Annotated in this window: 12 protein-coding genes and 1 riboswitch; of the genes, 2 read left to right on the top strand and 10 right to left on the bottom strand. The window is 63.6% G+C overall.

Annotated features, from left to right (window positions below):
- Positions 1 to 36: 36 nt before the first annotated feature.
- From fusA to RMP10_RS18005, 9 genes are all read right to left on the bottom strand, one after another.
- Positions 37 to 2157, bottom strand: coding sequence for an elongation factor G (gene fusA, locus RMP10_RS18045; RefSeq protein ID WP_310571532.1), 2121 nt, complete (start codon positions 2155 to 2157; stop codon positions 37 to 39).
- Positions 2158 to 2736: 579 nt separating this feature from the next.
- Entirely contained in the window at positions 2737 to 3603 is an 867-nt protein-coding gene (locus RMP10_RS18040; protein WP_310571531.1) for a PEP-CTERM sorting domain-containing protein, read from the bottom strand.
- Between the two features lie 243 nt (positions 3604 to 3846).
- Entirely contained in the window at positions 3847 to 5049 is a 1203-nt protein-coding gene (gene wecB / locus RMP10_RS18035; protein ID WP_310571530.1) for a UDP-N-acetylglucosamine 2-epimerase (non-hydrolyzing), read from the bottom strand.
- Entirely contained in the window at positions 5046 to 6590 is a 1545-nt protein-coding gene (locus RMP10_RS18030) for a glycosyltransferase (protein WP_309669971.1), read from the bottom strand. Before RMP10_RS18030 ends, wecB begins: the two co-directional genes overlap by 4 nt.
- Positions 6587 to 7867, bottom strand: coding sequence for a hypothetical protein (locus tag RMP10_RS18025; protein WP_310571529.1), 1281 nt, complete (start codon positions 7865 to 7867; stop codon positions 6587 to 6589). The genes RMP10_RS18030 and RMP10_RS18025 overlap by 4 nt, the downstream gene beginning before the upstream one ends.
- A gap of 315 nt (positions 7868 to 8182) precedes the next feature.
- Entirely contained in the window at positions 8183 to 8968 is a 786-nt protein-coding gene (locus tag RMP10_RS18020; RefSeq protein ID WP_310571528.1) for a hypothetical protein, read from the bottom strand.
- A gap of 37 nt (positions 8969 to 9005) precedes the next feature.
- Positions 9006 to 9095: riboswitch (cyclic di-GMP riboswitch) on the bottom strand.
- A 204-nt stretch (positions 9096 to 9299) separates the two neighbouring features.
- Positions 9300 to 9770 carry a 30S ribosomal protein S7 gene (gene rpsG, locus RMP10_RS18015; protein WP_309669974.1) on the bottom strand — a complete coding sequence of 157 codons (471 nt, stop codon included), beginning with the start codon at positions 9768 to 9770 and terminating at the stop codon, positions 9300 to 9302.
- Positions 9767 to 10183, bottom strand: a complete 417-nt coding sequence (gene rpsL / locus RMP10_RS18010; protein ID WP_171225350.1) for a 30S ribosomal protein S12 — start codon at positions 10181 to 10183, stop codon at positions 9767 to 9769. Before rpsL ends, rpsG begins: the two co-directional genes overlap by 4 nt.
- Before the next feature lie 175 nt (positions 10184 to 10358).
- On the bottom strand, positions 10359 to 10979 hold the full coding sequence (locus RMP10_RS18005) for a hypothetical protein (RefSeq protein ID WP_310571527.1): 621 nt from the start codon (positions 10977 to 10979) through the stop codon (positions 10359 to 10361).
- Between the two features lie 173 nt (positions 10980 to 11152).
- On the opposite strand from RMP10_RS18005, the gene RMP10_RS18000 reads away from it, so the two are divergent.
- Entirely contained in the window at positions 11153 to 13075 is a 1923-nt protein-coding gene (locus RMP10_RS18000; RefSeq protein WP_310571526.1) for a serine/threonine-protein kinase, read from the top strand.
- A gap of 174 nt (positions 13076 to 13249) precedes the next feature.
- Positions 13250 to 13618, top strand: coding sequence for a four helix bundle protein (locus RMP10_RS17995; protein ID WP_310571525.1), 369 nt, complete (start codon positions 13250 to 13252; stop codon positions 13616 to 13618).
- A gap of 166 nt (positions 13619 to 13784) precedes the next feature.
- Here RMP10_RS17995 and rpoC read toward each other — a convergent pair whose 3' ends face one another.
- Positions 13785 to 18116, bottom strand: coding sequence for a DNA-directed RNA polymerase subunit beta' (gene rpoC / locus RMP10_RS17990; protein WP_310571524.1), 4332 nt, complete (start codon positions 18114 to 18116; stop codon positions 13785 to 13787).

The following is an 18116-nucleotide window of genomic DNA, read 5'->3' as shown; positions in this document are numbered from 1 at the left end:
GTTCTTGTAATTGGGTAGTGAATGAGTGGGTGAGGCTTACGCCTTCACCTTGCTGATGATCTCTTCGGCCTTCGACTTCGGCACTTCCTCGTAGAGTGCGAACTCCATCGAGTAGACCGCTCGCCCCTGCGACATGCTGCGCAGCTTGGTCGAGTAACCGAACATCTCGGAAAGTGGGACACTCGCCGAGATCACCTGCGCCTCGCCGCGCTGCGTCATGCCGCCGATCTTGCCGCGACGCGAGGACAGGTCACCGAGGACGTCGCCCATGTACGCTTCCGGGCACACGACCTCGACCTTCATCACCGGCTCAAGGAGACACGGATTCGCGAGACGCGCCGCTTCCTTGAATGCCATCGAGCCAGCGATTTTGAACGCCATTTCGGACGAGTCGACATCGTGGTACGAGCCGTACACCAGCTGCACCTTGATGTCCACCACCGGGTAGCCCGCGAGGACACCCGTATCCAGCGCTTCCTTGATACCCGCTTCGGTCGGGCCGATGAATTCACGAGGAATCACACCACCAACGACCTTGTCTTCGAACACGAAGCCCTGACCAGGCTCGCTCGGCTCCATGTTGATGACCACATGGCCGTACTGACCCTTACCACCCGACTGACGGATGAACTTGCCTTCGATCTTTTCGACGCGCTTCTTGATCGTTTCGCGGTAGGCCACCTGCGGGCGACCCACGTTCGCATCGACCTTGAACTCGCGCTGCATACGGTCGACGATGATCTCGAGGTGCAGCTCACCCATGCCGGCGATGATCGTCTGACCCGTTTCCGGGTCGGAGCGCACGCGGAACGTCGGATCTTCTTCAGCCAGCTTCTGCAGGGCGATCGCCAACTTGTCCTGGTCCGCCTTCGTCTTCGGCTCGATCGCGACGTCGATGACGGGGGCCGGGAACTTCATCGCTTCGAGGATGATCGGCGCGTCTTCCGTGCACATGGTGTCGCCGGTACGCGTGTCCTTCAGGCCGATCGCGGCGGCGATGTCGCCGCAACGCACTTCGGGGATTTCTTCACGCTTGTTGGCGTGCATCTGCAGCAGACGACCGACACGCTCGCGCTTGTCCTTCGTGCTGTTGTAGACGTACGAGCCGGAGGTGAGCACGCCCGAGTAGCAACGGAAGAACGTCAGCTTGCCGACGAACGGGTCGGTGGCAATCTTGAAGGCGAGGCCGGCAAACGGCGCGTCGTCCGTGACCGGGCACTCGACGAACGTTTCGTCCTGGTGCGGCAGATGCCCCTTGATGGCGGGCACGTCGAGCGGCGCCGGCAAGTAGTCGATCACGGCATCGAGCAGCGCCTGCACACCCTTGTTCTTGAACGAGGCGCCGCACAGGATCGGGATGAACTTGCCAGCGCACGTCGCGATGCGGATCGCCTTGCGGATCTCGGCAACGGACAGCTCTTCACCGGCGAGGTACTTCTCCATCAGCGCTTCGTCGTACTCGACCACCGTGTCGATCAGCTTGTGACGGGCTTCTTCCACGGCGTCATGGAACTCGGCCGGGATATCAGTGACGGTGAACGTCTTGCCGAGCGTCTGCTCGTCGAAGATGTACTGCTTGCGTTCGATGACATCGAGGTGACCGGTGAACAGCTCGCCTGAACCCACTGGCAGCTGGAGCGGCTGGGCGCTCTTGGACAACCGGTCGTGGATCATCGCCACGCAACGTTCGAAATTGGCACCGACGCGATCCATCTTGTTCGCGAAGATCATGCGCGGCACGGCGTAACCGTCGGCCTGGCGCCATACCGTTTCCGTCTGCGGCTCTACGCCGGCGACGGAGTCGAGGAGCGTGACGGCGCCGTCGAGCACGCGCAGCGAGCGCTGCACTTCGACGGTGAAGTCCACGTGGCCCGGCGTGTCGATGATGTTGATGCGATACTCAGGACCGTCGCCCTTCGTATCGCTCTGCCCATGGCGCTGCCAGAAGCAGGTCGTCGCGGCCGACGTGATCGTGATGCCGCGCTCCTGTTCCTGCTCCATCCAGTCCATCGTGGCGGCGCCGTCATGGACTTCACCAATCTTGTGCGACTTCCCCGTGTAATAGAGGATGCGCTCAGTGGTCGTGGTCTTACCGGCATCGATGTGGGCCATGATGCCGATGTTGCGATAGTGCTCGAGCGGGGTCGTACGCGGCATAGTTTTCGGCGGCGGCTCGCTTACGCGGCGCCAATCTTTGACGAAAAGTGGACCAGCAAAAAAACGGCTGGACCTGTCGCCTCGCCTTTGCGCGAGACCGGTATCCATCCGCTGCCGCCGGGTGTGCTCGCCGCTGGTGCGCGAGTGGGGACCCAGGCGCGCCGGCTACAGAGAACAGCTGACTCCGTGACCGACGTTAAATTGGCTGCGTTGCTTTTCGGGAGCCTCGAAACGTCTCAGACGCCGAAGCCGGTACAGCGTGCGCTCAGTCCCGGGCCGCAATCTTTCGCGTCCTTCGCTTCACGCCCCCACCTCGAGAGGTGGCCCATAGGGCTCTCGGCCGCAGATCGCCGAGAAAAGTGGTGCGGTCTTGCAGTCTGCCGAGGGCGCCTGTTGAGGGCGTTCCGCGACAGACACCTAACATGGTGGACGCTGGCGGGGATGTCAACCCGCGTCGAACCACGGAAATACTGGTGTGGGCGACACTTATCCCGCTCCGGCGTCATACCCAGCCTTACACGCACCGCGCGCCGCTCGGAAGTGCCGAGCGGCGCGCGAGGTCAGCTTGAACGACGGCTCTCAGCGCTTCCAGCGACGGCGGGCCGCGAAGGCCAGACCGGCGAGGCCGGTGGCCATAAGCGCCCACGTACCCGGCTCCGGCACCGTCGACGTCTGGATGTTGATGTTGTCAATCCAGAAGGTGCGGTAGGGGTCGAGATTCATCTCCTTGTTTCCGTAGCCGCGCAGTTCGTCGACTGACCCATACGGGTCGAGCGTGCCGAGCTGCTGCGAGTACGTCGCGTTGAAGCGGACTTCGTTGATCAGGCCGAGCTTCGCCATCATCGTCGAAAAGTCACCGCCGATACCCAGAAAGTTGAAATCCTGCGACCACACCTCGTTGCCGTTGTTCAGGCCCGTCACGCGAAGATTGGCCACGTTGCCCCACCCGCCACCGAGCTGCATCGACTTGAGCTCGAACAGGGACGAACTCGAGAAACCCGCCCCGTTCGGTCCCGACGCCCCCGACACCGCCACGACCTGCGTCAGGTGCGACTGGTAGGACGAGTACTTCTGCTGGTAGCCCGTGAGGATCTGGTTGTTCTGATCGATCTGGTACAGCGAGCCTTGACGGCCATTCACGAAGCAGCGGCCGTATCCCTGTTGTCCATCTGAATACAGATAGTCCTGCAGGTCGAGCGCGCCGAATCCCTTCCAGCTGAAACCGGAGAAGCCATTCTGAATCGTCTGGCCGTTCCAGTTGCAGTTGTAGTTGTTGCTGTTCGTCTGGCTGCCGGCGACAAAATTCGGGTTCACCGGGCTGTTGTAGCCGAGCTGTTCAAACGTGACCGGCGTGATCGGCTGCGCCGACAGCGGCGCGCTCACGAGCAACGTTCCCACGGCGAGCGTGGGGAGCAGGGAGCGGCGGATGGTCTCAAGAACGCGCATGGGACACTCTCAAAAGCGGGACGAGTACGACTTCTTCCTGCACCAGACTGGAGCATAAGGCGTGCCACTAGGCGGACTCTACCATACACAGGCCTTTTTCGGCCTGAACGCCCGCCTTTGCGCCCCTCTGCGGAAATGTTACGCGCGCAGATTGGTGACGGATGTGGCAAGAACACTACAACAAACCCCTCGCTGCTGCCACTCCGCCACAACACTGTCCGCAGCGACCTCAACTATTCGTCCCTAGATCACCATCTCCACCGGCGACGTGTCGTGCTCTTCGATCAGCGCCGACTCCAGGATCTCCGAGATGTGCTGACCGGCCCGACCGTCGCCAAAGGGGTTCGGCCCCGACACCATGCGCTGATAGACCACGGGATCGCACAGGATGCTCAGCGCCTCTTTCACGATCAGATCCGGGTCGGTGCCCACCAAAATGCCCGCGCCCACCTGCACCACCTCCGGACGCTCCGTTCGCTCCCGCAGGATCAGGATAGGGCGACCCATCGACGGCGCCTCCTCCTGCAAACCGCCCGAGTCGGACAGAATCAGCGTGCTGCGGTGCATCAGCTTCAACAGGTCCCGATACGCCAGCGGCTCCGTCAGCAGGACGCGTGGCGTCGTGCCCAGCATTTCGATGAAGGTGCCGCGCACATTCGGATTCGGATGCAGCGGAAATACCACCTGCAGATCGGGGACGGCGTCGATCAGACGGCGCACCGCCCGAGCCACGTCGCGCATCGCGGCCCCGTGATTCTCCCGACGGTGCGCCGTGACGAGGGCCACGCGTCCGTCGCCCAGCGCAGCCAGCGCCGGATTCTCGTACGGATGCGACAGATCCATCTGCCGCACCGCGTCGACGATCGTGTTGCCCGTGACGAAGATGCGGTGCATCGGCACGCCTTCGCGGAGCAGGTTGTCGCGGCTTTCCGCCGTCGGCGTGAAATGCCACTGCGAGGCCACGCCCACCACACGACGATGGAATTCCTCGGGGAACGGCTCCTGGAAGTTGAACGACCGCAGCCCCGCTTCGACATGACCCACCGGAATCGACCGCCACGTCGCCGCCATTGCGCCGGCAATCGCACTGCTGGTGTCGCCCTGCACCAACACCACACTCGCCTTCGACTGCACCATCACCTCGTCCAGCGCCGTGATGCACCGTGACACGAACTCGCTTGGCGTCTGGTTCGTCGTCATGAGCGTGAGCGCGATATCGGGCTGAATGCCCACATCGTCGAAGGCGCGCGTGAGCAACTCGCGATGCTGACCCGTGGACACCAGCGTGACACGCACGCGCCCGCGTTCGCGGATCGCCCGCACCACCGGCGCCATCTTGATCACCTCGGGGCGTGTACCCACGACCGCCAGGACGTGAGGCGGTTCGTTGGGTTCGATCGCGCGCATTCCGCCACGCATCGGAGTCAGCCAGCGCGAGGTGCTCATGATTTCGTAGTCTTGACGATGATCTCGATGTCGTCACGCGAGACGACACCTTGATTTACCAGAATAGCGCCCAGCTGACCGCCATGCTCGCGCTGCTGCTTGAGCGCCAACACCAGCTGCTGCGTGGTGAGCTTGCGCTCCTCGATCAGGCGCTCACCCAGTCGCATCTGCGCACCAACCTGCGGCGGCAGGGAATGCTCGGTCTTGTCCCAGCTCATCGGAATGCCAGTGCGCCGGGAGCGCGTGTATTGCAGCGCCGCGCGCATCGTCGCCACGAGATTCACGATGTTGCTGAACGGGGTCCGGAAGATCGCCAGCATGGCCTGCCAGAATCCGTACAGGCGACCGGTCGCCAGCGCGCGCTGCAGCAACCGATTCAGCATGAACAGGAAGCCGATCCAGAAGAGCCACTGGAACCACGGGTTCTGCACGAGATCGGGCAGCTCCGGCCGGCTGAAGGTCTTGATCCACTGATACCCGGCGTAGTACACGACCAGGACGTAGCCCGCGAGCACCACGAGATACCCCAACGGGCCGCGGCGATCGTGCGCGAGAATCCAGTTGAGTCCCGTGGGCCATCCCCAGTGTTCCCACCCCTGGAACACGATACCGGCCATCCAGCGGGTACGCTGACGCACGGCCGTCTTGAACGTTTGCGGGAACGGCGCCCATGTGGCCACCAGCTCCTCGGGCGCGCTCGGCTCCTCACTCGACCTCACATACTGATGCAGATAGCGCGTCGGGCGCCCCTGCACCGTCAGTCCGAGGCCGAGATCGTAGTCTTCGGTAAGCGAGTTGGTGGCGAACGGCACGCCGTTCCGTTCTTCCATCAGCTGGTCGATCACGCTGCGGCGCACGCACGTGGCCACACCGGCCGACGGCACGAACCCCCACACCTTCTCGCGCACGAACATGTTCTTCGTGTACTGCTCGGCGAATTCGTCGATGTATGTGCCGGCCACGAAGTCGTACCAGTACGGCGGCGTGGACAGCACCGGCAGCTGTACGAAGTCCGCACCCTCGCCACGGAAGTACCAGTTGAGCAGCCGCAGTTCCTGCGGATGAATCAGGTCCTCGACGTCGTGGAAAATGATGAGATCGTAGCGAAGACCGGCCCGCTCTTCGTGCTCGGCGATCGCCGCGAGCACGGCGTTCACGCAATCGGCCTTCGACGTCGGCCCGTCGTTTTCAGTGACTACCTTGCGCACGTTCGGATAGACCGAACGCACCTTGTCGACTTCGCGGCGCGTATCCGGATCGTTTTTGTACGTGCCGATCCAATAGTCGTAGCGCTGATAGTCGATGCGCGGCAGGTTGTACATCAACATGCGCGCGATCACATCCTGCTCCTTCCAGGCCGGCGTGACGATCGCAATGCGCCACTCGCTGACGTCCTTCAGCTCCTTGGTGGTGACGACCGGCCGCTCCCACCAGTTGAACATGCGGCCGAGCCAGTACACGATATCGAAGAACAGGTCGTCGAGCGCGAAGATCACATAGAACACCGCGATGATCGCGATCGCCATTTCATAATTCGTCACTTGCGGTCTCCCGTCGTCGGGTCATGCAACGGCTTGAGCGTGCGCCACCCATAGACCGCCGTGAAGCGCCAGTCCTGATACCGCCGGTTGGTACTCGCCGGGGGTTCCATGATGTAGCGGCCGGCGATGCCTTCGGCGAGGAACACGAAACCGTGTCCCGGCCGCAGCGCCACGCCGCCACCGATTTCCGCCGCGCGATTGAAGAAGTCGGCGCGACTGTCGTACCCCACCCACCCGCGCGCGAAGAAATCGACGGCCTTGGTGGCGAGTGAGCCGACGCGGAATCCTTCACGCAATTGCATGTAGCCGATCACGTTCTTGTCGAAGCGCTCGTACCAGCTCACGTCACCCGAGAGGTCGGTCAGCAGGCGCACGTTGGAGCCGTCGCGAAGCTGGAGTTCGTGCGCGAGGATCACATACGCACCGGCGCGAATGTCGCGCGTCCAACTATTCTCCGCACCCGATAACAACGAGCGGGCACTGCCCACTTCAGCGTACAACCAGATCGGGCCGCGCGCCGGGCGTACGCGCACACCACCGGCGAGAATCGCGGCATTGTCGCTGAGCACGCGCGACTGAAGTCCGCCCGATGATTTCGAATCGCGCGTCACGCGCAGCGATGTGTACGCCGCCTGCCCCCAGGAACTGCCGCTCTCGATACCGAGGCGCGTGAAGCCGGTGGCGATCGTGTTCTTGAATCGCGTCTGGTAGAACGGCGCGAGATAACCTTCGGAAAAGTACGACGTGCCAGGTCCCTGCTTCACGCGCAACGCGCGCTGCGCGGGCAGCGAAACGATGGTGTCGTCGGCCAGCGACGCCGCCTTGAATGCGGCGAGTGCGCTCTTCTCACGACCGACATCGTCATACAGATAGCCCAGCGCCAGATGATCGACCGGCGTGAGCCCGCTGGTGGTCTTCGCGATGCCTTCGAACGCCGTGATGGCTTCGCGCGTGCGCTTGAGACTGATCAGCACGTATCCCAACTGGCGATGAACTTCGGGGCGCGACGGATCACGATCGACGCCTTGTCGCAGGAAGTCCGCGGCGCGCGGTCGATCACCGCCAGCGAGCGCGAGGTACCCGAGTTCGATACGAGGGATGGCCTGACTCGTGTCGGCCGCGAGCGCCTGCTCGAAACTCAATCGGGCGGCCGCGGTATCACCGCGCGTCTTCGCCGCGTAGCCCACGTTCATGGCGGCGTTGTAGCGCTCGGCAGGAGTACCCTGAGCGCGAGCCGACGCCGCAGCCAGACAGACGAGCGCGACCAGAACGGTCACTCTCGATGCCCGAACGCGGCGGCGCGACGGCTCCGGAGATGCGGAGAAGAGCGGCAATGGAACTGGGGACAGAGATCCCCCGTGAACCGAATCCTAGCAGTCGGATCTGGCGACCCCAGGCTGGGTCCGCCGGTTCACGGGATGTTGAGTGCATGACAATACCAGCGGTGTGACGTTCTGCGATAGACGTCACAAACGCGGGTAAGGTCACCGCAAGCGGATTCCTGGTCTCAGCTCGCCTTCAGGCCATGCCACACGATGCCGCATAAGTGATAGGGCCATCATCTGGCAACCGAAGCGGCGGCGAGGCGCGGGCTAGAGCGCCCGCACCGAGTGCACCTTGACCGTCGCATCTTCGGCATAGATGCCGATGCGCCCCTTCCGATACGGGCTCTCCTGGTCGCGGAGCCGGACGATTTCGTGGCCATCGACGAACACCGCAATCGCGGCATCGACCTGAACGATCGTGACGTCGTAGGTCCGGCCGATCGGGAAGGTCTGCTCCGAGCCTGAGCCCAGGAATCGCTGACCGCCCGGGTACGCGGGATCGCGCTTACCCAGTTCCCAGCCGTTGGGCTTCGGAATGAAGTAGTAGAAGCGCTGATCGTCGGTGTACTGCCAGATGACCCACCCGACTTCCCAGGGGTTCGGGGTGCCGTTGCGCAGCTGTGCCGTCGTCTCGAGGCGGGTATGCATCACCAGGCGGCTGCCGTACTGCGGACCGAGTACCATCGGCGCGTGGGTCATGTAGTCCTTCTGCGCCGCCCTGGGGCCCATCGCGAGCGACGCTTGCCGTCCTTCGCCGTCCACGGCCACACAGCCGTATCCGTCGAAGCGCACGGTCCACGCCCCGAAGTTTTCGCCTTGCGTCAGGCACTCCGGGCGGACGGTCGGGAAGTCGATCCGGGGAAGGCGATTCGCGTAGCGGAGCACGGCCAGCTGCGACGCCGCGTCGTTACGCATCGATGGTCCGGAGACCATCGCATCCAGAGACACCCGACTGCCACCGTTGGGATCCAGCGCCGTGGTCGGGTTGGCCGACCGGCAGGATGCCAGCAATAGCATCGCCCCAGAGAGGGCCATGAGTCGGGAGTGCGACATCGCGCGATTGAGCACTGCAACTCCGCGAGCGGGTTCGTTCGGTAACTCGGCCGGCTGACGTGGCGGACCACGTGTAAGCCCCGAAGCTTTGCGTCCCCGACTTCCGTCGGGTTTGCCGTTTCGCGACCTCGGTAGTGAGGCAGCGCACCACATCAAGTTGACGCGGTCACTTCAGGCGGGCAACGCTTCATGCCGTCAGTAAAACAACGAGGCCGAAACTGTGACGATGCCAGCACCGAAACGACAACTGCCCCGGGATATCCCGAGGCAGTTGAAATAATCGTGCCGGCTGTGTGACCCGACCTTGGTCCAACAGCCAATCGCTGCGTTGCTACCAGCGATAGTGCGCGAACGCCTTGTTGGCTTCAGCCATGCGATGCGTGTCTTCCTTCTTCTTGATCGCATTGCCTTCGCCACGGCTTGCAGCGAGCACTTCGGCAGCCAGCTTCTCGGCCATCGACTTCTCGTTGCGGTCGCGCGAATACCCGATGAGCCAGCGCATGGCGAGGGCGGAGCGACGATCCTGACGGACCTCGACCGGCACCTGGTACGTGGCACCGCCGACGCGACGGCTCTTCACTTCGACCACCGGCTTGAGGTTGTTCAACGCCTGCTTGAACACGCCCACACCCGGCTGGCTGGTCTTGGCTTCCACGATGTCCATCGCGCCGTAGAAGATGCCTTCGGCGGTGGACTTCTTGCCCTGAATCATCAGGTTATTGATGAACTTCGAGACGGTCTGGCTGTCGTAGCGAGCGTCAGGAAGTACGGTGCGCTTTACTGCGCTTTTGCGGCGGCTCACTTCTTCTTACCTCCCTTGGCGGCTGCAGCAGCCGCGGCGCCCTTCTTGGGGCGCTTGGTGCCGTACTTCGAACGGCTCTGATTACGGCCGTTGACGCCCGATGCGTCAAGCGTGCCGCGAACGATGTGGTAACGCACGCCGGGAAGGTCCTTGACACGACCACCACGCACGAGCACGATCGAGTGCTCCTGCAGGTTGTGTCCTTCGCCGGGGATGTAGGCCGTCACCTCGAGCTGGTTCGTGAGACGAACACGCGCAACCTTGCGCAGCGCCGAGTTGGGCTTCTTGGGCGTCGTGGTGTAGACGCGCGTGCACACGCCACGCTTGAACGGATTGCTCTTCAGCGCGGGCGCCTTGGACTTCTCCACCACGTCCTTACGGGCGCGGCGGACCAGCTGATTGATCGTAGGCATTCTAGTATGGTTGCCCGGACGGCCTGACCGACCGGGTGTTCGAACTCCGACATCTACGTGGATCGCCGCAGCCAGAGGTACAGGAGGCCACGGCGGCACGGAACAGAACCCTAAGCTTAGTCCGGGTCGGCGGGTGGGTCAACCGGGGGTGGCAAGCTTCGGCAGGCCGAGCCGCCTACTTGGCCGCGACTTTGGCTTTGACCAGGTCGGCGATCTTCTTTTCGAGGGCGCCCATCGACGAGCAGCGGACATCGCTGCTGGCCGCCGTGGTGGCGTTCTTCCCCGTTCCCTCGAGGGTGGTCTGGACGACGCTGCCGCCGGCGTCGTTCGGGATGATCCGAGACTTGACCGTCAGCAGCAGCTGATACGTCTCGGCGTTAGGCATCCCCGAGTCGCCACCGCAATCCAGCGCCCGCATCGTCGGCACATCGCCGATGCGGCGCCGGACCCGAAAGGTGTTGTTTCCGATGGTCCGCGTCTGCTGGTTCAACTCGGTGACGGGAATCGTGAGCGTGGCGTAGGCTTCCTGCAGTGCCGCCCAGGCTTTCTCGACGGGCGCGTTGATCAGCGCGCTATTGACCTCCGTGGTCGAGACCATGTTGATCCCGGTCGCGGCGCCCTGCGCGTTCTGAATAATCGCCGTCTGCACGCTGCCGGTGCCGAAGTCCCCGCTCTTGCTGGCGGACGTGCTCGCGCAGCCCGTCACCGCGGTGAGCAAGACGATCGCGGACAGCACCACGGGGGCACGACGCCGGGCATAGCGGTGAATCGCCAGCAGACGTTTGGACGTACGCATTGGGAACTCCGCGGCATCGCTGCCGGCTCCTGCGGGTGTCTTAACAGCGGGACCGGGGAAACGTACCTGAGGGTAGGAAGGTGCGCGAATCAGGTCCCGAGTCACCTCCGGTGGTAGACTGGAGGGTGACGCGCAGTGACCACACCGGACCATTGGTTTTCCGTGAGTATGCCGTGAGCGACTTCCAAGCCCGACTCCAACGCGCCCTCGACGGCGAGTTCCTGATCGAACGGGAACTCGGCGGCGCCGGCATGTCCCGTGTCTTTGTGGCCACGGAACGCGCCCTGCAGCGCCGCGTGGTGGTGAAGGTGCTGCCGCCCGAGCTGGCGGCCGGTGTGAACGTGGAGCGCTTCCGCCGCGAGATTCAGCTAGCGGCGCAACTGCAGCATCCGCATATCGTGCCGTTGCTCGCCGCCGGCGACGACGACGGGTTGTTGTGGTTCTCGATGCCGTACATCGAAGGCGAATCCCTACGCGGCACGTTGAACAAGGCGAAGCGTCTCGCACCGCGCGATGTCGTACGCATCCTGCACGACGTGGTCGACGCGCTGGCCTACGCGCACGAGCGTGGGGTGGTGCATCGGGACATCAAGCCCGACAACATCCTGACGACGGGGATGCACGCGCTGGTCACGGACTTCGGAGTGGCGAAGGCGCTGAGCGCGTCGATTCCCGTACACGGCGGCACCAGTACCGGCATGGCGATCGGGACGCCGGCCTACATGGCCCCAGAGCAATTGGCGGCCGATCCGGCAGCGGATCACCGCGTCGACATTTACGGCGTCGGCTTGCTGGCGTACGAACTGCTCACCGGCAGTTCGCCGTTCTCGGGGAGCTCGCCACAAGCGACCCTGGCGGCCCAGCTCACCCAGATGCCGGCGGCACCGCACCTCTCCTACGCCGACATTCCCGAGCCGCTCTCGCGGCTCATCATGCAGTGTCTCGAGAAGGACGCCAACAAGCGGCCGGCATCGGCGCGGGCGCTCCTCGCCGAGCTCGAAGCGTTGCCGCCGATGTCGAGCGGCCCGGCCCTGCCCATACGCCGTACGCGCTCTCGGACCGGGGCGCGCGCGGCGATGCTGGTCGGCGGAATCGTGATCGCGGTGGGCTCTTACGTGGCCGCTCAGCGCATTCAACGCGCGCAGCGCGACGCGGCGCTTGCGGCCGCCGATTCGATGCCCGACGCGCGCGATGCCGGCCCCGGCGGGGATCGCGCGCGCACGATGTCGGTGGCGCCGCCGGAAACGGGAGCGGCTCGCGTGGACACCGTGTACCGCGACCTGAGTGACGGCGCGAACCCGATGCCGGTGGCCGTGGTGCTCACGCGCGCGGAATCGCTGGCGATCGCCGCCGCCGTCACCAAGCGACAGGCCGCCGCCGCGACCGTACAGCGCAGTGCCACCGCAACGGCCACCCAGGCGCCGACCGTCGACATTCCCGGCATGTCCGCACCGAAATCCAAAACACGCATCTTCGTGCGCAGCGCGAACGGCGTGACGACCTCGGTGGACCGCGAGCTGCTGATGGCCGAAGTGGGGCGCATCTTCGCCGACTCGCTCGCGCGCGCGCTGCTGCACATGGACAGCGCCATGATGCGCCTGCCGCAGTCGGCGCGCATCGACGTGCCACGCGCGCCGATGACGCTGACGCCAATGATGGCGCCGCCCTCCGACGGGCGGGTGCGCGTCGTCGTGACGAATTACTCCAACGCGACCGGCAAACGCGAGTTCACGGGTATCACGCGGGAGGTCGCGCACCAGGTGCGGGCCGCGCTGCCCACCGACAAGTACGACGTGGTTTCCGACGAACTCACCGACCGCGCCACGCGCAACATGCCGCCCGACCGCATGAGCGTGGGCTGGGGATTACGAGCCGACTACGTCGTAAGCGGCATGGTCAGTACGCGCGGGGACTCGGTGGTTGTGCTCACGATTTTCACCGATGTGCGCGATGGACGCTTCACGCGCATGTCGGAAGCCATGGCGTCGGCGGCGGATCCACGGAAGGCCTTTCCGGTCGCGGCGACGCAAGTGAATGCGTGGCTGGACACGGCGAAGGTGAGTCGACTGAGACGGACGCGCGGGCCGCTGGACTGAACTGCCTCAGTACTCAGTGCTGAGTGGTCTGAGTTCGAGCTTCAGACTGGGTATAGTGTTCGGAGTTCAGCAACGACAGTCCACAGTACCGAGCGGGTTTGGTGGTGCGTGGGGATGGTGTCGGGTGCGTACGAAGGGTCACGCACTTGGCGGCGGGTGGCATATCCTCGCTCCATGCCGAACAACCCGAATAACCTCGTGGTGCTTGCGCGGGCGCGCGCGTTCGCCGTTGACCTGCATCGCGCGGTCGAACGGAGGGAGCGTCTTATCGGCCGAACCTCCCCGGGGCTGCGCAACCAGATGCTCCGCGCCTCACTCTCCATCGCGCTCAACGTTGGTGAAGGCGCGGGCAAGGATACCCGGGCCGAGTTCGCGCAATTCGTAGGTCACGCCATTGGGTCCGCCAATGAAGTCGAGCAGCAGATGCTCCTCGCGCAAGCGCTGGCACTATTCGACGCCGAGATCGACCCACTCCTCGATGAGTGCTGTGGAATCCGAATGATGCTCTACGGCCTGCGCAAACGCCTGCGGCGTATCGGCTAGACAACCGCTCAACACTGTGCACTGCCGTTGCTGAACTCTGACCACTATACCCAGTCTGGCGCCTGAATTCAGACCACTCAGCACTGAATACTGGGCTTTTTAGGGATCAGGAACGAAAAGGGCGGCCCCATGCGGGACCGCCCTTTTCTGTATCAGTACTCAGCGACTACTCCAGATCCGGCATCGTAAACGCGCTCGGCTCGAATGCCGGCAGCAACGCTTCGAAGTTCGGCTCCAGGGCTTCCGGCAGCGGTTCCGGCTCGGGGAGCGCATCCGATTCCACATCCACTTCCTGGTAACGGTACATACCCGTACCGGCAGGGATGAGGTGACCGATGATGATGTTCTCCTTGAGACCGAGCAAGTCGTCGCGCGAGCCACGAATGGCCGCGTCGGTGAGGACGCGCGTGGTTTCCTGGAAGGAAGCCGCCGACACGAACGACTGCGTGGTGAGCGAGGCCTTCGTGATGCCGAGGAGGAGCGGTTCCGCCGTTGCCGGACGGATCTTCGCCTTCTTGGCCGCATCGTTGCCCAGGCGGAACGCGGCGCGATCGACATGCTCGCCTTCGAGCATCTCCGTATCGCCGGACTCCACAATACGCACCTTCTGCAACATCTGCTTGACGATCACGCCAATATGCTTGTCGTTGATCTTCACGCCCTGCAGGCGATAGACCTCCTGCACTTCGTTCAGCAGATACTCCTGTACCGCGCGCGGTCCCTTGATGCGCAGAATGTCGTGCGGGTTGACCGGACCTTCGGAGATACGGTCACCGGCGCGCACGCGGTCGCCCTCGTGCACACGCAAGTGCTTGCCCGACGGCACTTCGTACACCTGCTCCGCCTGCGCCTCGTCGACGATCCACTGACCGTTCTCGATGCTGGCGGGGCGCACGAACACCTCACGCTTGCCACGCTTGATTTCGCCGAAGCGGACGAAGCCGTCGATCTCGGAGATCGTAGCCGGATCCTTCGGACGACGCGCTTCGAACAGTTCGGCGACTCGCGGCAAACCACCCGTGATGTCGCGCGTCTTGTACGCCTCGCGGCTGACCTTGGCGATCGTGAGACCGGCCGTGATTTCCTGTCCATCCTCGATCGTGATGATGGCGCCCACGGGCAGAATGAAGTCGCGCACGCGCTTCTCCTTGCCGCCCTTGGACTGCCAGATCTCGATGTGCGGGTGGAGCTTCTTCTCGCGGTCTTCGATCACGACGCGCTGACGCAAACCGGTCAGTTCGTCGAGCTCTTCCGACAAAGACTCGTCTTCGACGAGATCCACGAAGCGAATCGTTCCCTCGACGTCGGCGATGATCGGGTTGGTGTACGGGTCCCAGGAGAACAGGCGGGCGTCACGACGATCTTCATCGCGCACCAGCTTGCCACCGTTGGGCACCAGCATCGTGGCACCGAGCGGCACCTGAACGCGTGCGAGCACGTGTCCATCCTTCGCCGACTTGATGTTCACGTCGCCTTCGTACGACGTGACGATGCTGTCTCCGTCCTTGTTGATGACGTACACGAGGCGATCGCCGTACTCGACGATGTCGCCGTCGTACTTCACGCGCTTGATCGTCTGCTCGGCGATACGCGAGGCCGTACCACCGACGTGGAAGGTACGGAGCGTGAGCTGCGTACCCGGCTCGCCGATGGACTGCGCCGCGATGATGCCGACCGCTTCGCCCAGATCCACCATCTGCATGGTGGCCAGGTTGCGACCGTAGCACATGCGGCACAGGCCGCGCTTCGCTTCACAGGTGAGCACGGAACGGATCTTCACCGTTTCGATGCCCGAATCTTCGATGAGCTGCGCCGTCTCTTCCGAGATCAGCGTGCCCGCCTCAGCCAGCATGCGCGGACGTCCCGCCTCATCGCGTTCCATGGGGTCGAGGATATCCTCGGCCGCCACGTTACCGACCAGACGCTCGGCCAGCGGCTCGATCACGTCCTCGCCTTCCTTCAGCGCCGCCGTGTCGAGGCCGAGGATCGTCCCGCAATCCTCTTCCTGGATCGTCATGTCCTGCGCCACGTCGACGAGTCGACGCGTGAGATAGCCGGCGTCGGCCGTCTTGAGTGCCGTGTCGGCCAGACCCTTACGGGCTCCGTGCGTCGACGAGAAGTACTCGAGCACCGACAAGCCTTCACGGAAGTTCGACTTGATCGGATTTTCGATGATTTCGCCGATACCACCCGTGAGCTTCTTCTGCGGCTTGGCCATCAGGCCGCGCATACCAGCCAACTGACGGATCTGGTCGCGCGAACCACGAGAGCCGGAGTCGAACATCATGAACACCGGATTGAAGCCACCCTGCGATTCGCGCATGGTCTTGACCATGGCGTCGGCGACGTCCGTGTTCGCGTGCGTCCACGTATCGATGACCTTATTGTAGCGCTCACCGTTCGTGATGTTGCCCGTGGCGTAGGCGCGCTGGAAGCGTTCGACACGCTCCGACGCTTCCTTGAGCAACGTTTCCTTTTCCTTCGGGATGTGCAGGTCTTCGATACCGATGGAAACACCGCCACGCGTTGCGTTGCGGAAACCGAACTCCTTCAGGCGATCGAGCAGCGCCACCGTTTCCGCGAGGCCCGCATTCCGGTAGCTCTGGAAGACGAGTTCGCCGAGGGCCTTCTTCTTCATGTCCTTGTTCAGGAACGGCAGCCCCTTCGGCACGATCGCGTTGAACAGCACGCGGCCGGTGGTCGTCGGGATCCACGTCACGCCCTCTTCGGTTTTGTCGAGCCACCGGATCGGCGTCTGGTACGTAGCGCGGCCGTTCGCGATCGCCAGTTCCACTTCGGCGAGGGTCGTCATCGACGGAAGCTTGGCCACCGCGACCGGGTCCTTCATGGTGATGTTGTCGAAGCTTGTCGGCGCCTTCGTGGCCACGTAGCAACCCAACACGATGTCCTGTGAGGGCTCGGCCACGGGGCGTCCGTCGGACGGCTTCAAAATGTTGTTCGACGACAGCATGAGCACGCGCGCCTCGATCTGGGCTTCGAACGAGAGCGGCACGTGCACGGCCATCTGGTCACCGTCGAAGTCGGCGTTGAACGCCGCGCAGACGAGCGGGTGAATACGAATGGCCTTGCCTTCCACGAGCACCGGCTCGAACGCCTGGATACCCAGACGGTGGAGCGTCGGCGCGCGATTGAGCAGCACCGGGTGATCCTTGATGATGCCTTCGAGCACTTCGAAGACCATCGCGTTCTCACGCTCGACGATCTTCTTGGCGCGCTTCACGGTTTCGGCTTCACCGCTCTCCACCAGCTTGTGGATGATGAACGGCTTGAAGAGTTCGAGCGCCATGGCCTTGGGCAAGCCGCACTGGTGCAGCTTGAGCTCCGGACCCACGACGATGACCGAACGGCCCGAGTAGTCCACGCGCTTGCCGAGCAGGTTCTGACGGAACCGGCCCTGCTTGCCCTTGAGCATGTCGGACAGCGACTTGAGCGGACGCTTGCCACGGCCACGAATGGCCTTGGAGCGACGGCCGTTGTCGAACAACGCGTCCACCGCTTCCTGAAGCATACGCTTTTCGTTGCGCAGGATGACTTCCGGCGCGCGATGCGAGATCAGCTTCTGAAGACGGTTGTTACGGTTGATGACACGACGATACAGATCGTTCAGGTCGGACGTGGCGAAGCGACCACCGTCGAGCGGCACGAGCGGCCGCAGGTCGGGCGGGATTACCGGAATCACGTCGAGGATCATCCACTCCGGACGGTTGCGGATTTCTCCACCCTCGCCGCTGGTGCGGAACGCGTCGACGATCTTCAGGCGCTTGAGCATCTGCTTCTTGCGATGCTGCGACGTCTCACCGACGACGGACGCGCGCAGCTCCTCGGCCGTCGTATCGACGTCGAGACGCTTGAGCAATTCACGCACGGCCGGCGCACCGATGTCGCACTGGAACGCCGCATCGCCGTCGGCCTTGGCCTTCTGGCGTAGCGTCAGGTACTCGTCTTCGTCGAGCAGCTGGCGCTCACGCACTTCCTGCGAGCCCGGATCGATGACGATGTAGTTGGAATAGTAGATCACCTTCTCGAGGTCACGGAGGGTGACGTCGAGCAGGTTGCCCATCGGGGACGGCAGGGTCTTGAAGAACCAGATGTGCGCGACCGGCACGGCCAATTCGATATGACCCATGCGCTCGCGCCGGACCTTGCTGAGCGTGACTTCCACGCCGCAGCGGTCACAGATCACGCCGCGATAGCGGATGCGCTTGTACTTCCCGCAATGGCATTCCCAGTCCTTGACCGGACCGAAAATGCGCTCGCAGAACAAGCCGTCCTTCTCGGGCTTGAACGAGCGGTAGTTGATGGTTTCGGGCTTGGTGACTTCGCCCCACGACCACCAGGTGCGCAAACCGGCCATTTCCAGCCGTTCGCGCTCCTTCGGGTCCTTCGGTCCACGGATCTCCTCGGGTGAGGCGATTCGGACCGACATATAGTCGAACGCGGACGCGCGGGCTTCGCGCGAGCTGCGGAAGTCGATCAT

It is taken from the genome of Gemmatimonas sp. (assembly GCF_031426495.1).
In the GTDB taxonomy this organism is placed as follows: Bacteria; Gemmatimonadota; Gemmatimonadetes; order Gemmatimonadales; family Gemmatimonadaceae; genus Gemmatimonas.
This window is presented reverse-complemented; position numbering and strand designations above follow the sequence as displayed.